The 15,489-nt window shown below is 35.1% G+C and carries 15 protein-coding genes and 1 pseudogene; 14 read left to right on the top strand and 2 right to left on the bottom strand.

Going from position 1 to position 15,489, the window contains the following annotated elements:
* The first annotated feature begins 111 nt into the window (after nucleotides 1-111).
* The 7 genes and pseudogenes from EKQ63_RS19215 (at nucleotide 112) to EKQ63_RS19185 (ending at nucleotide 8,269) form a co-directional block, all read left to right on the top strand.
* Nucleotides 112-573, top strand: a complete 462-nt coding sequence (locus EKQ63_RS19215; RefSeq protein ID WP_172796753.1) for a CarD family transcriptional regulator — start codon at nucleotides 112-114, stop codon at nucleotides 571-573.
* Between the two features lie 591 nt (nucleotides 574-1,164).
* Nucleotides 1,165-2,292 carry an alkene reductase gene (locus EKQ63_RS19210; RefSeq protein WP_087954594.1) on the top strand — a complete coding sequence of 376 codons (1,128 nt, stop codon included), beginning with the start codon at nucleotides 1,165-1,167 and terminating at the stop codon, nucleotides 2,290-2,292.
* Between the two features lie 67 nt (nucleotides 2,293-2,359).
* Nucleotides 2,360-3,934, top strand: a complete 1,575-nt coding sequence (locus EKQ63_RS19205) for an FMN-binding glutamate synthase family protein (RefSeq protein WP_087954595.1) — start codon at nucleotides 2,360-2,362, stop codon at nucleotides 3,932-3,934.
* Nucleotides 3,935-4,046: 112 nt separating this feature from the next.
* Nucleotides 4,047-4,535, top strand: coding sequence for a CcdC protein domain-containing protein (locus EKQ63_RS19200; protein WP_087997361.1), 489 nt, complete (start codon nucleotides 4,047-4,049; stop codon nucleotides 4,533-4,535).
* Between the two features lie 296 nt (nucleotides 4,536-4,831).
* Nucleotides 4,832-6,310, top strand: a pseudogene (gene putP / locus EKQ63_RS19195) (sodium/proline symporter PutP).
* Between the two features lie 384 nt (nucleotides 6,311-6,694).
* Nucleotides 6,695-7,633, top strand: a complete 939-nt coding sequence (locus EKQ63_RS19190) for a ring-cleaving dioxygenase (protein WP_087954597.1) — start codon at nucleotides 6,695-6,697, stop codon at nucleotides 7,631-7,633.
* 24 nt (nucleotides 7,634-7,657) lie between these two features.
* Nucleotides 7,658-8,269, top strand: a complete 612-nt coding sequence (locus EKQ63_RS19185; protein ID WP_087954598.1) for an alpha/beta hydrolase — start codon at nucleotides 7,658-7,660, stop codon at nucleotides 8,267-8,269.
* A gap of 55 nt (nucleotides 8,270-8,324) precedes the next feature.
* Here EKQ63_RS19185 and EKQ63_RS19180 read toward each other — a convergent pair whose 3' ends face one another.
* A complete protein-coding gene (locus EKQ63_RS19180; RefSeq protein WP_087954599.1) occupies nucleotides 8,325-9,857 on the bottom strand; it encodes a BA3702 family sensor histidine kinase in 1,533 nt (510 codons plus the stop codon).
* 235 nt (nucleotides 9,858-10,092) lie between these two features.
* Here EKQ63_RS19180 and EKQ63_RS19170 point away from each other — a divergent pair, with 235 nt between their 5' ends.
* Nucleotides 10,093-10,464 (top strand): VOC family protein, encoded by a 372-nt coding sequence (locus tag EKQ63_RS19170; RefSeq protein ID WP_087954600.1) that lies wholly within the window; start codon nucleotides 10,093-10,095, stop codon nucleotides 10,462-10,464.
* A gap of 20 nt (nucleotides 10,465-10,484) precedes the next feature.
* Here EKQ63_RS19170 and EKQ63_RS19165 read toward each other — a convergent pair whose 3' ends face one another.
* On the bottom strand, nucleotides 10,485-11,294 hold the full coding sequence (locus EKQ63_RS19165) for a YitT family protein (RefSeq protein WP_000251336.1): 810 nt from the start codon (nucleotides 11,292-11,294) through the stop codon (nucleotides 10,485-10,487).
* Nucleotides 11,295-11,420: 126 nt separating this feature from the next.
* Between EKQ63_RS19165 and EKQ63_RS19160 the strand changes: the two genes are divergently transcribed.
* The 6 genes from EKQ63_RS19160 to ureC all read left to right on the top strand — a co-directional run bounded on the left by EKQ63_RS19160 (nucleotide 11,421) and on the right by ureC (nucleotide 15,476).
* The gene (locus EKQ63_RS19160; protein ID WP_140421245.1) at nucleotides 11,421-12,242 is read left to right on the top strand and encodes a protein phosphatase 2C domain-containing protein; all 822 of its coding nucleotides are present in this window, start codon (nucleotides 11,421-11,423) and stop codon (nucleotides 12,240-12,242) included.
* Nucleotides 12,243-12,256: 14 nt separating this feature from the next.
* Complete coding sequence (locus tag EKQ63_RS19155) at nucleotides 12,257-12,709, top strand: peptidoglycan recognition protein family protein (protein ID WP_087954602.1); 453 nt, start codon at nucleotides 12,257-12,259, stop codon at nucleotides 12,707-12,709.
* Nucleotides 12,710-12,726: 17 nt separating this feature from the next.
* Nucleotides 12,727-12,978 carry a DUF2164 domain-containing protein gene (locus tag EKQ63_RS19150; protein WP_001994665.1) on the top strand — a complete coding sequence of 84 codons (252 nt, stop codon included), beginning with the start codon at nucleotides 12,727-12,729 and terminating at the stop codon, nucleotides 12,976-12,978.
* 137 nt (nucleotides 12,979-13,115) lie between these two features.
* Nucleotides 13,116-13,418 (top strand): urease subunit gamma, encoded by a 303-nt coding sequence (locus tag EKQ63_RS19145; protein WP_001241327.1) that lies wholly within the window; start codon nucleotides 13,116-13,118, stop codon nucleotides 13,416-13,418.
* Between the two features lie 14 nt (nucleotides 13,419-13,432).
* On the top strand, nucleotides 13,433-13,762 hold the full coding sequence (locus tag EKQ63_RS19140; RefSeq protein ID WP_087954603.1) for an urease subunit beta: 330 nt from the start codon (nucleotides 13,433-13,435) through the stop codon (nucleotides 13,760-13,762).
* 1 nt (nucleotide 13,763) lies between these two features.
* Nucleotides 13,764-15,476 carry an urease subunit alpha gene (ureC, locus tag EKQ63_RS19135; RefSeq protein WP_087954604.1) on the top strand — a complete coding sequence of 571 codons (1,713 nt, stop codon included), beginning with the start codon at nucleotides 13,764-13,766 and terminating at the stop codon, nucleotides 15,474-15,476.
* The last annotated feature ends 13 nt before the right edge of the window (nucleotides 15,477-15,489 follow it).

Here is a 15,489-nt window from a genome sequence, read left to right as displayed (position 1 = left end):
TGCTTCTGAAGTGTTGACGTGTAAAATAATTTTATGATAAAATAAAAATTTTGATAAAAAACTAAAAGTGTGTTAAGCTTGAGAAGGTTACCATATATGGAGGTGGATTATTTGTTTCAAATTGGCGATAACATTGTTTATCCAATGCAAGGAGCAGGTATAATTAAAGCCATAGAAGAGAAGGAAATTGCAGGGGAAAAACAACAGTATTATGTTATAAAAATGTCGGCTAGTAATATGGAAATAATGATTCCTGAAGGGAAAATATTGAATTCAAATATACGACCAGTTACAGATATCACGGCATTAATACACATAATAGATATTTTTCAGCATGGAGAATCAGATAGATTACTTACGTGGAAACAAAGGTACAAAGTGAACACTGATAAAATAAAAACAGGTAAAATGCAAGAAGGTGCTGAGGTTGTGCGTGATTTAATGCGTATACAGAAAGAAAAGGCACTTAATGCAAGCGAAAAGAAAATGTTAGATAACGCACATGAATTTTTGATTAGTGAACTGGGATTAATTGAAGGTATCACAGAAAATCAAATAAAAAGCTTTTGTTAAGATTCATTACAAATAATGTATTGCATCCCAAAAAAGATCTTGAATTTTTTGGGAACGTAATTATAGAGAATCAATCATTTCAAAGACATTCAACTCTTTCAAACCACTTTTAGAGCATTAACCTCTTTTGTTATTACTACAATCAAATCCATTTTTATTTTTTAATTCTTTTACGAATGTTAGAAGTTTAATTAAATAGTTCGATAAAATAGTTACTTGATTTTTGCAATCCTGATTCACACTGGCACGGACAAGGAGCCGTAAGGATGAAAGAGAGGTAGGGCTTTCATTGTTTTAGGTTTATAAGTTATTATTTTTAGAAGAATATTGAACCATTCCCGTTTCTATTGATAAGAGATTTTTTATATGTGAAGAGATTATAATTTTTTATATAAGAGAGATAAACAAATTGACAGCCATATATGGTCAACAAAAAAAGGTTTCCTAGTTAAGGAAACCTTTTTTTGTTGATTCATAATATTTTATTTTTAAATATTCGAATGTTTTGTAGTTGAAGCGTATAAATTGACGTTACTATCTAAAAGTAAGTATGATGCGATTGTAGTAAGAATTTTTTTAGGGGGAAGAAACATGACAAGTTCGAACAAGAAAGCGGCAAGTATTTATGAAGGAACAAATGTAAACAATTGGGGATATTTTGAAAATACGGAAGAAACAAAGTTGTTTGATCCAATTCAAGTTGGAGCTTGGTCTCTTCGTAATCGTATAGCGATGGCGCCGATGACAAGATGCTTTGCAGATAATGAAACTGGAGTAGTTGGTGCTGATGTAGCGGAATACTATGGAAAACGTGCTGCTGACGGAGTTGGGTTAATTATTACAGAAGGAATTGTCATTAGTCCGAGAGCGAAAGGGAATCCAGGAGTACCAGGGATTTATACACAAGAACAAATCAATTCTTGGAAACCTGTTACAGAGGCAGTACATAAAGAAGGCGGGACGATTATTGCTCAAATATGGCATGTTGGACGTATGAGTCATCACGAAATAATTGGTGGGCAAATGCCGCAAGCGCCTTCTGCAATCGCTGCAGAAGGGAATGTTCCACGTTTTCGTAAACCATTTGATACACCAGAAGCAATGACGTTAGAAGAAATACAAGAAGTTATCAGTCAATACGCGCAGGCTGCGAAAAACGCGATCGAAGCTGGGTTTGATGGGGTAGAAATTCATGGTGCACACGGATATTTAATTGATCAATTTACTTATGAGTTTGCTAATAAGCGTACTGATAAATATGGCGGTGACTTAAAGCAAAGGTTAACGTTTATGAAAGAAGTAACTGAGGCTGTAATAGAAGCAGTTGGAGCTGATAAAACACTTCTTCGTTTCTCTGCTTTTAAAGGGGATAATCCTACTTATATGTGGGAAAACCCTGAGCTGGCAATTGAAACATTCGTAAATATGTTTAAAGAAGTTGGATTAACGATGATTCACCCTTCAACGATGAATTATACGCAAGTGATTGCTGACGGAAAGAATTTTCATCAATTAGTAAGAAAATATTGGGATGGTACGATTGTTGGGGTTGGTAATTTGAATCCGAAAGAGGCAGAAGAAGCACTACAAGAAGGAACAATTGACGTAGCTGCATTCGGAAGACCGTTAATTGCTAATCCAGATTTTGTTCATCGAATTAAACATGCTGAAAGTTTAGTTGAATATGACGCGAAAGAGCATCTTGCTACATTAATTTGAATAAAGATAAAAGGAGAACACATAGAGTGTTCTCCTTTTATTATGGAATTTCATAGGGGGAAGCGAGATGAGTGAAACGCTACTCGTTATTATTAGTATATTACTATTATTAATGTTGCTTTTAATCGTCTTTTTTATTATCACATTTTTTATAAAAAAACGGACGCATCATTCTATTTTAAAAATACATCCATACTTAGGAAGAATGCGTTACTTACTGGAAAAGATAGGGCCGGAATTCCGGCAATATTGGTTTGATCACGATACAGATGGAAAACCTTTTTCACGTTACGATTTTCAAAGCGTTATGTTTTTAGCGAAGTATCGCTCTGAAATACTTGGTTTTGGATCGAAACGAGATTTTGAAGCATCTGGTTATTATATTGCTAATACGTTGTTTCCGGTATTAACAGAAGAATTAAGTGTGAACGTAACGCAAGAGCGTGAAGGGAAAAAGTATGTGATTCATAAAGAAGGATTATTTTCACGGAGAGAAAAATTGACAGCGGATACAACGAATCTTTGGCTGTACGAAGAAGATGATGCAATTATCGTCGGCGAAAATCGTAAATATCCGTGGAAACTGTATGGCATGTTTGGGGCATCTGCAACTTCTTACGGTGCGATTGGCGAAAATTATATTTTAGCGAGCGGCTTTGGAGCGAAAATGGCAGGCGGATCGTGGATTAATACTGGTGAAGGTGGCGTTATTCCAGAACATTTACATACAGGGGCGAATATCGTTGCGCAAATTGGTCCAGGGCTATTTGGATACCGTGATGAGGACGGGAATTTTTCAATGGAGAAATTTATGGAGAAAGTGAAAGAAAGTAATATTAAAGCATTTGAATTGAAATTTGGGCAAGGTGCGAAAATACGTGGTGGTCATTTAGAGGGGCAAAAAGTAAATGAGAAAATTGCTTCTGTTCGGAATGTACGAGTAGGAGAGACGATTAATTCTCCGAATCGATTTTCATTTTTGAACAATGCAGCAGATACACTTTATTTTATTCAGCGTTTGCAAGAAACTGGCGGTAAACCAATCGGTATGAAAATTGTAATCGGACAGCAGCAGCCGTTGGAAGATTTATTTAAAACGATGAAAGAATTAAATATCTATCCAGATTTTATTACAATTGACGGTTCAGAAGGTGGATCAGGAGCAACATATAAATCGATGGCAGATAGTATGGGGATGCCGCTTATTCCAGCGTTACTAACATGTATTGATACAGCGAATTATTATGATGTTCGGGATAAATTCAAAGTGTTTGCCTCGGGGAAATTAATTACACCAGATAAAGTGGCGATTGCTTTAGCAATTGGTGCAGATGCTGTAAATTCAGCACGTGGTTTTATGATGGCAAGTGGCTGTATAATGGCGCTTCAGTGTAATTCCGGACAATGTCCATCTGGAGTTGCCACGACAAATCCGCACTATCAAAAAGCGCTAGACCCGTATGAGAAGAAATGGCGCGTAATGAATTATGTTGTTAGTATGAGATATAGTTTGTTCTCACTTGCAGCAGCAGCGGGAGTAAAGAGTCCGCGTTATTTAACGAGAGAGCATATTGTGTTTAAAGATGAGGTGGGGCGGGTGGTACCTCTTTCAGAATTGTTTCCTATAATAAATCAAACCTAAAAATATATTTTATATGTAAAATTTTTTGAAGGAATAATCATATTCTTTAGAAAATATTAAGAGTATAATGGGAAAGGTTTTTAAAAATGACTATTTTTAGGGAGAGATTCATTTGGATCAAGGTTCGTACAGTATTACAATTTTTTTACTCGTCATAGGACTCGTTATATTTGGACGTATGCGTTCCATGAATCGACCAATTAAAAATAAAGGAAGACGACTATTATTTCCATTATTCTTTTTATTACCAGCTTTTTCTTTATATGCGGCACCGATACAACTTGCTGATTGGCAAATTTGGGTGGCTGCTGGGATTGGATTGTTATTATCAATTCCACTTATTATTTTAACTGGATATGAAGTGAGAGAAGATGGTCAAATTTATGCGGAAAAAAGTATTGCTTTTATTGCTACATTTTTAGTTATCGTTCTTTTACGTGCTTATTTTAGAAGACATTTACAAGGTTTAGATCCAAAGTCAATCGGCATTCTTTTCTACACCCTTGCGGTTTGTTATATAGTACCTTGGCGTATTGGCTGCTATATAAAATTTCGTAAAGTTTACGTAGAGAAAGAGAGAATTACGATGCCAATAAGCTAAAAGTCATGCATTTGTATGGCTTTTTCTTTTGGGAATTTATAGGATGAATAAATGGGAATAAGGAGTGAAAAAGCGTTTTGTTTTCTGAATATTTATATTTTAATTTCTTTTGAAAACCGGGTAATCCACTGGGATAAAGGCGTTTACAAAGGTTTTCACATGTAGTAAAAAGCACCTGTTCACTTGAAAGAACAAAAAATGTTTGTTAAGGTAGGGAACCATAAGCGAAAACAAGAAAATAGAAAAAGTCATTTTTCGAAATTTTGAATGGCTTATGTAACTAAGGGAGAGATTTGGTGAAGATTGAGATTATGGTTTCGCTTGCTATTTATATGGCAGGTATGTTGTATATTGGTTATTGGTCTTATAAGAAGACATCCGATTTATCAGATTATATGTTAGGCGGTAGGGGACTTGGTCCAGCAGTTACAGCTTTATCGGCTGGTGCTTCTGACATGAGTGGTTGGATGCTAATGGGATTACCTGGTGCGATGTATGCAACGGGATTATCAAGTGTATGGATTGCGATAGGCTTATTAATAGGTGCTTATGCAAACTATTTAATTCTTGCCCCACGTTTGCGAACGTATACAGAAGTGGCAAATGATTCAATTACGATTCCGGACTTTTTAGAAAATCGGTTTAAGGATCGTACGAAAATACTTCGTTTTGTCTCCGCTATCGTCATTTTAGTATTTTTCACATTTTATGCGTCGGCTGGTTTAGTTTCAGGTGGACGTTTGTTTGAAAATTCTTTTAACCTTGATTATAAAATTGGTTTATTTGTAACTGTCGGTGTCGTTGTTGCTTATACATTATTCGGTGGCTTTTTAGCAGTAAGTTGGACTGACTTTGTGCAAGGTTGTATTATGTTTATTGCTCTCGTATTAGTGCCAATTGTTGCTTTTACAGATGTCGGTGGTGTAACAGAAACATTCCATACGATTAAGCAAGTTGATGCATCGCATTTGGATATGTTTAAAGGGACCACAGTGTTGGGTATTATTTCCTTTTTGGCGTGGGGTCTTGGGTATTTTGGTCAACCACATATTATTGTCCGCTTTATGGCAATTACCTCTATTAAAGATTTGAAAACTTCTCGTAGAATCGGTATCGGTTGGATGGCGATTTCAATTATAGGTGCAATGCTCACTGGCTTGGTTGGTATCGCCTACTATGCTAAAAATAATGGGACATTACAAGACCCAGAAATGGTCTTTGTAACATTCTCAAACATTTTATTCCATCCGTACATTACTGGGTTTTTATTGTCAGCTATATTAGCTTCTATTATGAGTAGTATTTCCTCGCAATTACTTGTTATTTCAAGTGCAGTAACGGAAGATTTCTATAAAACATTTTTCCGTCGTAACGCAAGTGATAAAGAACTTGTATTTATCGGTAGACTGTCAGTTTTAGTAGTAGCTATGATTGCAGTTGTTTTAGCATATCATCCAAGTGATACAATTTTAACACTTGTCGGTTATGCTTAGGCAGGATTTGGTTCAGCATTCGGACCTGCCATTTTATTAAGTTTATATTGGAAAAGAACGAACAAATGGGGCGTTCTTGCTGGGATGATTGTTGGTGCATTAGTTGTAATTAGTTGGGTACAAATTCCAAGTTTAAAAGCGACTATGTATGAAATGGTACCTGGATTCTTCTGTAGCTTATTTGCTGTAATTGTTGTAAGTTTATTAACGAAAGAACCAGTTAAAGCAATTCATCGTGAATTTAATGAGATGGAAGCAGTGCTGGAAGAAGAAACGAAATGATTTGAAAAGGGAGTAAACGGTGAATAGCGTTTACTCCCTTTTCATTTTAAATGAAATAAGTAACTTGTTGACAATGAAAAGTAAGTAACTTATAATAAGTGTTAAGTTCAAGGTAAATGATATTCTAAATTAAGTTTTATCCCACTTTAATGGGCAGTAAAACCCTCACTGATTATGGTATTAAAGTGAGGAAATGTTTTTTGGAAATTATCTCGAAATCGAGATAATTTCGATAAGCTAAACGTTAATGTGTAATTTTATAATTAATATCTCGAATTCGAGATAAAATTATCGTGACGGATTTTACTTTCTAGTATGGACAAAATGAATAATGAATTTTAATGTAAAGCAATTTTTATAATGAATTAAAAAGGAGTGGACGAAATGGAAAAGAAAACAATGGGGATACATCACATCACAGCAATTGTAGGACATCCACAAGAAAATGTAGATTTTTATGCTGGTGTATTAGGTTTACGTTTAGTGAAACAAACAGTAAATTTTGATGATCCGGGTACGTACCATCTTTATTTTGGTAATGAAGGAGGAAAGCCTGGAACAATTATTACGTTTTTCCCATGGGCAGGTGCTCGTCAAGGAGTTATTGGTGACGGTCAAGTAGGGATCACTTCTTATGTTGTACCAAAAGGTGCAATGGAGTTTTGGGAAAATAGATTAGAAAAATTCGATGTTTCGTATACAAAAATGACTCGATTTGGAGAGCAGTATTTAGAATTTGATGATCCACATGGTTTGCATATAGAATTAGTAGAAAGAGAAGAGGGTGAATTAAATAATTGGACTTTTGGAGAAGTTACGCCAGAAGTAGCAATTAAAGGATTTGGTGGTGCGGTTCTATTATCGGCACAGCCTCAAAAAACTGCTGAACTGTTAGAACATATTATGGGTCTTGAGAAAATTGGAGAAGAAGGTGAATTCGTTCGATTCCGTTCTTCTGCTAAGATTGGAAATATTATCGACTTGAGGTTATCAACAATCGGTCGTGGCCAAATGGGTGTTGGTACAGTGCATCATATTGCTTGGAGAGCGAGCGACGATACTGATCAGCTAGACTGGAAAGAGCATGTGTCCCGTTTTGGATACCACGTAACTCCTGTACAAGATCGTAATTATTTTAACGCAATTTATTTTAGAGAACACGGTGAAATTTTATTTGAAATTGCTACAGATCCTCCTGGTTTCGCTCATGATGAATCGTTAGAGACGATGGGTGAGGAATTAAAATTACCGGAACAATATGAACAGCATAGAAAACAGATTGAACAAACGCTTTTGCCGTTTGAAGTGAGACATTTAGATTAAAGTGATTGAAAGGGGAAAAGGATTATGATGAAACATGTTTTTCAAAAAGGAAAAGATACGTCAAAACCAGTGTTGTTATTACTTCATGGTACAGGTGGTAATGAATTAGATTTATTACCACTTGCAGAAATAATTGATCCGGAAGCGTCGGTATTAAGCGTTAGGGGAAATGTATTAGAAAATGGCATGCCACGTTTCTTCCGTAGATTGGCAGAAGGCATTTTTGATGAAGAAGATTTGATTTTCCGTACGAAGGAATTAAATGAGTTTTTAGATGAAGCTGCAAAAGCATATGAATTTGATAGAAATAACATTGTAGCTATCGGGTATTCAAATGGAGCAAACATTGCGGCAAGCTTATTATTCCATTACGAAAATGCGTTAAAAGGTGCTGTGCTTCATCACCCAATGGTGCCTAGAAGAGGAACGCAATTGCCTAATTTAGCTGGGAAATCCGTGTTTATTGCTGCTGGGACGAATGATCCAATTTGTTCATCTTCTGAGTCAGAGGAGTTGAAGCTACTATTACAAAATGCAAATGCTAATGTAACAATGCATTGGGAAAATAGAGGACATCAATTAACGATGGGTGAAGTAGAAAAAGCAAAAGAATGGTATGGAAAAACAGTTCTATAAGTATAAATAATAAAAGAAGCATCTGCTAATCGTTAGCAGATGCTTCTTTTATTATTTAAGACTGGATTGCAAGATGAGGTGAAGAAAGTGGTAGGTGAATATCAACGACCGTACCTTTATTTAATTCGCTTGAAATGTGTAATTTACCATGATGTTCTTCAATTATTTTGTAACACATCATTAATCCTAGCCCTGTGCCTTTTTCTTTTAAACTATAAAACGGTTCGCCTAAACGGGAGATACGATCTTCTGGGATACCGCAACCTTCATCGATAATCCGTATTAAGATGAAATTATTTGCTAATGGTTTTGTTTGGATGAAAATATTTCCGCCATTTGGCATTGCTTCAATCGCATTTTTTAATATATTTATAAAAACTTGTTTTAATTGGTTACCGTCACATTGAATGTCATATACGTAATCAAAATGATCCATAATGATATGAACGCTATGCATAATTGCGGTTGGTAAAATAAATGTAACTACCTCTTCAATTAAAGTTTGTATGTTACAAGTTTGGATTGCTAATACTTGTGGTTTAGACATCGCCATAAATTGACTCGTGATAGATTCCATCTGTGAAATTTCACTTAACATAACATCGATATACCACTTCTGCTCCTCATTTATTTCAGGGAGTAGCAATGTTAGAAAACCTTTTAGAGAAGTGAGTGGATTTCGAATTTCATGAGCAATTCCAGCTGTCAGTTGTCCGACTACTGCGAGCTTTTCAGATTTTCGTAATAACTTTTCCGTTTCCTTTAGCTCAGTAATATCTCTTCCCATTACGATAAGACCTTTACGGGAGCCGTCAGGGTGATAGAGAGGAACTTTCGATATACTTAAGATTAGGTCGAAATCATCTCTATGAATAATAAATTCTTCACCATGAAGAATTTGTCTTTGTTGCCATGCTAATTCATCGACTTCTTCACAATGTAAAAAAGCTTCTCGGTACGCTTCATTATATTGAATGAGTTCACTATCTTTTTTTCCGTGGTAAGGTACATGATGGAAATTGAAGCAAGAAAGTGCGTAGTCATTTGCCTCAAGCCAGCGCCCTTCATGATCTTTAAATATAACAAACGCAGGCATGGAGTTTACTAATGTGCGTAACCTCTTCTCACTTTCTTTAAGCTTTTTCTCAATTCTTTCTGATTTTTCAAGAGGCTTCATAATGGCATATACGCCAGTTAGACGATTTTGGACAAAAATAGGAACTAGTTTTGTCACGACGTCTAATAAGAATCCATCTTTATGATAAATAGATAAAATATACTCTTGTTGATTATCCGCTTCCGTATTCTTTATATTTTGTAATACTTGCTCAGAAATATGAGCTTCTAAAATAGAGGTAATGCTTTTCCGCTCTAATTCTGAAGAAGTGTAACCTAGTATTCTTTCAGCAGAAGGATTAGTGTGTATAATAATTCCCTCTAAATTTAATGAAATAATACCATCAGGGTTGTGTTCGAACAGAGATGCGTACATTTCTGTTAATGAACAATCTTGTATATGGTTGCGTAAACGTCTAGAAATTTTCGGATGACGTTTTCTTTGAGTTGATGAATATTTTTTACGACTCATAATAGTTCCTCCGTACAAATAGCATCTAAAAAGATTTGTCTATTCATAACTATAATATAGATGTAATGTGTATTTCTATAAAAAATGGAAGTTATAGAATAAATTTTGTTTTTTTATTTTTTGCAAAGTGAGTGCAAGGTGATAATAAGAGGAGCTTATATTATTTTATAAATTATTTGTAAGTTACAGGAGTAGGTTTTCCTTATAACATTAGGGTAGAAGAGGAGGAGAGAAAATGAGAAATTATATTCAAGGGATCGATCATGTACAAGTAGCTGCGCCTGTAGGGTGTGAAGAAGAAGCACGAGAATTTTATGGTGAAAAAATAGGTATGGAGGAAATCCCGAAGCCAGAGGAATTAAAGAAGCGTGGTGGATGTTGGTTTAAGTGTGGAAATCAAGAGATTCATATCGGAGTTGAGCAAAACTTCATTCCAGCAAAAAAGGCGCATCCAGCTTTTTATGTTTTAAAAATTGATGAATTTAAACAAGAGTTAATAAAGCAAGGTATGGAAGTAATAGATGACCATGCACGTCCAGATGTAATTAGATTTTACGTATCAGATCCGTTCGGAAATCGAATTGAATTTATGGAAAATAAAAACTAGGTGGAAATCCACCTAGTTTTTTAACCTTTTCTAAACAATCCTAATACTTCAACCGTTTCGGTAATGTTAACGAATGCATGAGGGTCAATTTCAGAAATTGTTAATTTCATACTTGCTAATTCTTCTCGAGAAACAACGGTCATAAGTACACGTTTCTTTTCGCTAGAATAAGCACCTTCGCCATCAAGTAATGTAATTCCACGTACAACAGTTGAAAGAAGTTGTTTTTTCATTTTTTCTGCTTCATTTGTTACAATCATAAGTGTAACCTTTCGATGTTTCGTATGAATAGCATCGATAACTTTACCAGTTACATAAATGGAAAGTAAGCTTGTAAGGGCAACATCCCAAGTGAAGAAGAATCCTGCAATAATAACAACGACTGCATTTAAAATAATAAGGAATCCACCAAGTTTAATGTCTCTTTTGCGAGACAACAACATACCGATAATATCAAATCCACCAGTTGATCCATTACAGTTAAAAACAAGACCGATACCAGCTCCGGCAATGACACCACCAAAGATAGAAGATAAAAGTGGATCTGTTGCTACGACTTTTACTGGAACGTAGTATAATGCAACAGATAATACAATAACAGAGACAATGGTGTTAAAAATTACTTTTTTTCCAAGGCCTATGTATCCTAAAATAAGGATAGGTAAGTTTAATACAAAGTTAATAATACCTGTGTTTACAGGAGTTACAATCCCTAAAATAATAGCAATTCCGCCAATTCCACTACTTAAAATTTTGTGGGGGATAAGGAAAAGATTAAAGGCAATCGCAATAATAATAGAACCAATAATAACACCAAGAAATCTGACCATCTCTTTCCCGTCCTTCACTAAAAAATTCATATTATTTCAAGATTATATATGATATTGAAAGTTTTGGGTAAAAACAGTTTATTTCGGGAAATTTGATTAATCAAAAGAATTTGAGTATTTTATCATTTGAAAGGGGATACAGTTGTGAAGATAAAAACATATCAACAGAAAAGCCCGTTGAAGCAAGAATGTGAGGATTCTTATTTTTGTAATGAAGAAAATAAGATGTATGGTGTATGTGACGGTGCAACACCTCTCGTCCCATTTCGTGATGAACAGGGACATAATGGAGCATACATCGCTTCGCATTTATTTGCAAGTTATTTTGCTTCATTACGTGAAAATCATAGTTTACCAGTTGCAGTTGCAAAAGCAAATGAGGCATTGCAAAGAAAAATGTTAGAATATAAGGTAGATACGAGAAAAAAAGAGCATTTGTGGTGCACATGTATTGCGGCAGTTCAAATAAGTGGAGAGAAAATTGAATACGCACAGTTAGGGGACTGTATGATTGTCGCAATACTTCGAAATGGAACAATACAAGTATTAACGAAAGACACAGTTGAAGGAATTAGCAAACGAGCAAAAAAGAAGAGAGAAGAAGATCGTAAACAAGGGTTATCTGTACTAGAAGAACATGTTTTTCAAGATGTGCGAGAACAGTTAAAATATAATCGTTATCTTGCAAATATGCAGGGCGGGTATTCCGTTGCAAACGGAATGAAAGAAGCAATACATTATTTACAGCATGGTGAATTACCTATAGATGAAGTGAGCGGAATTTTTATTTGTTCAGACGGATTATTTCACCCAGATTGGTCGCTCGAACAAGCTGTTGCATATATAAGAAAGAATAGTATAAGTGAATATGTAGCAATTATCGAAAAGTTAGAAGGAGAAAAGAGAATAAGACCAGATGATAAAACAATGATGATGATTGATTTTTAAGGGAGGATGTTCAAATGGAAATTAAATGTGTTAATTTAACCTTTCAAGATGAATTAGTTCCTTTAGAAAAAGTGAATAAACTGATTATCCACCATACATCCGAAGATGGATGGGATGTATATCAAACACATGAGTTTCATCAAAAAGTAAGAGGATGGAGCGGGATTGGTTACAATTATTTTATTGAAGAAGATGGAACCATAGTTGAAGGACGGGGTTTACATATTGGAGCACATGCGAAAGATAATAATAGGGATACAATTGGAATATGTATGACGGGTAATTTTGATAAATACGATCCAACTCCTGCACAAATGAATGCATTATATTCTTTATGTAAAATGTTTATGAAGCAGTTTGCTATAAAGAAAGAAAATATACTCGGTCATAGAGAGCTAGAAGGGGTTACAAAAACTTGTCCTGGAAAGCGTTTTTCTATGGTAGAGTTAAGAAACGTACTATTATAAATATAGAGGAGTAACAAATGATGATGAATATAAAAATACCAAATGATAAAAAAGAAGAGCTAGTAGCACAAATTCAGCAATTTTTCGTTGAAGAAGATTTAGATGAAATTGGACGCTTCCAAGCAGAGCGTTTAATAGAAGAAATGATTAAATTAGTAGGACCATTTGCATACAATCAAGCAATTGGAGATGCTAGAAAGCTTGTAACAGAGAAATTATCTAATATCGAAGAAGATTTGTATGTGTTAGAGAAGAATGAAGGGAAATAAAAAAGACTAGAAATTCTAGTCTTTTTTTATTTGATTGATAGAAAAAACATGGAGAAAACACGGGAAGGACATTGAAAATACACCTTTTGTTTTTAGAATATTCTTAGTTTTAAAATACTTCAGAAAGGGAGAGTGTAATGAGATTAACGCCAAGAGAAATTGATAAACTGCTAGTAGTTGTTGCGGCTGATTTAGCTTATCGACGAAAGGAGAGGGGGCTTAAGTTAAACTATCCAGAAAGTATAGCTATTATTACGTATGAAATTTTGGAAGGAGCAAGAGATGGTAAAAATGTGGCGGAATTAATGGAGCTTGGAAAAAATATTTTAAGTGCTGAAGATGTTATGGATGGTATTGCAGACATGATATCAGATATTCAAGTCGAGGCAACTTTTCCTGATGGAACAAAATTAGTAACTATTCATCAACCAATTCATTAAAGGAAGTGAATGTTATGATTCCAGGGCAATATATTCTTGCGAAAGAAGACATAGTATGTAATGGAGATAAAAAAGTAACGAAAGTTAAGGTGTTAAATCAGGGAGATAGACCTATTCAAATTGGATCTCATTACCATTTTTATGAAGTGAATGAGGCATTAAAATTCGATCGTAGTGTAGCAATTGGACAACACTTAAATATTCCAGCGGGTACAGCTGTAAGATTTGAACCTGGAGATGAAAAAACGATTGAATTAGTTCCATATTCCGGGGAACAAAAAGTGTATGGATTTAAAAATAAAGTGGATGGCGATATTCAATCTTACACAAAAAGAGGGAGATAGCATGAGTTTTAAGATGTCACGTAAACAATATGCTGATTTATACGGTCCAACTACAGGAGATTCTATTCGTTTAGCGGATACACAATTATTCGCACACATTGAGCGAAATGCCACTGTATATGGTGATGAAGCTGTCTTTGGCGGAGGAAAATCAATTAGGGATGGTATGGGACAAAATTCACAACTTACAAGGGAACAGGGGGTTGTGGATGTTGTTATTACGAATGCAATTATTATTGATTATACGGGAATATATAAAGCGGATATTGGTATAAAAGATGGGAAAATTTCAGCAATTGGTAAGAGTGGTAATCCTTCGGTTATGGATAATATTGATATCATCATTGGAACATCGACGGAAGTAATTTCTGGTGAGCGGAAAATCGTTACAGCTGGAGGTATCGATACACATGTACATTTCATATCCCCACAACAAATTGATACAGCATTAGCTTCAGGTATAACAACTTTAATTGGTGGGGGAACAGGACCGGCAGAAGGGACTAAGGCAACTACAATAACACCTGGATCTTGGAACTTAAGAAAAATGCTAGAAGCAGCAGAAGCTTTTCCAATAAACCTTGGATTTTTAGGGAAAGGAAATAGTTCAAGTCTACCTGCCTTGGAAGAACAAATATTTGCAGGGGCTATCGGATTGAAAATTCATGAAGATTGGGGAGCGACTTCTTCCGCAATTAATCACTCGTTACAGATTGCTGATAAATATGATATTCAAGTCGCTATTCATACCGATACGTTAAATGAATGTGGTTTTGTGGAAGAAACGATAAAAGCTATTGATAATCGTGTTATTCATACGTACCATACTGAAGGGGCTGGAGGTGGGCATGCACCAGATATTATAAAGATTGCTACACTAAATAATATTTTACCATCTTCAACGAACCCGACCTTGCCATATACAGTGAATACGCTGGATGAACATTTAGATATGCTTATGGTATGTCATCATTTAAAAGCCAATATTCCAGAAGATGTAATGTTTGCAGATTCAAGAATTCGAAAAGAAACAATTGCGGCAGAGGATATTTTGCAAGATTTAGGGGTTTTCAGCATGATTAGCTCTGACTCACAGGCGATGGGAAGGATTGGAGAGGTTATTATTCGCAATTGGCAAACCGCCGATAAAATGAAAAAGCAGATTGGTAGTTTAGAGGGAGATAAAGAATATAACGATAATAATAGAATTCAACGCTATATAGCGAAGTATACAATTAATCCAGCTATTACACATGGGATTTCAGAATATGTCGGCTCTATTGAAGTAGGAAAGTATGCTGACCTTGTAATATGGGATCCGCAATTTTTTGGTGTTAAGCCAGATATGGTTTTGAAAAACGGGATGGTGGTGATGGCATTAATGGGAGACGAGAATGCTTCGATTCCTACACCACAACCATATTATGAAAAAAAGATGTTTGGTGCATATGGAAAAGCAGTACAGTCCAGTTCGATTACATTTGTATCGAAAGTAGCTTATGAGAATAATATTAAAGACAAATTAGGTTTAAATAAAGTTGTATTACCTGTTAAAAATACGAGAGAGATTTCGAAGCAAGATATGAAGCTAAATAATGCAACACCAGAAATTGAAGTAGATCCGCAGACATATGAAGTTAAAGTTGATGGAAAAGTAATCACGTGTGAAGCAGTAGATGTACTGCCTATGGCTCAAAGATATTTTTTATTTTGATATAACGGGGGAG

This window comes from Bacillus sp. BD59S (genome assembly GCF_007363175.1).
Lineage (GTDB): Bacteria > Bacillota > Bacilli > Bacillales > Bacillaceae_G > Bacillus_A > Bacillus_A pacificus.
The sequence above is the reverse complement of the archived record's forward strand: the minus strand, read 5'-3'. Positions and strand labels throughout refer to the sequence as shown.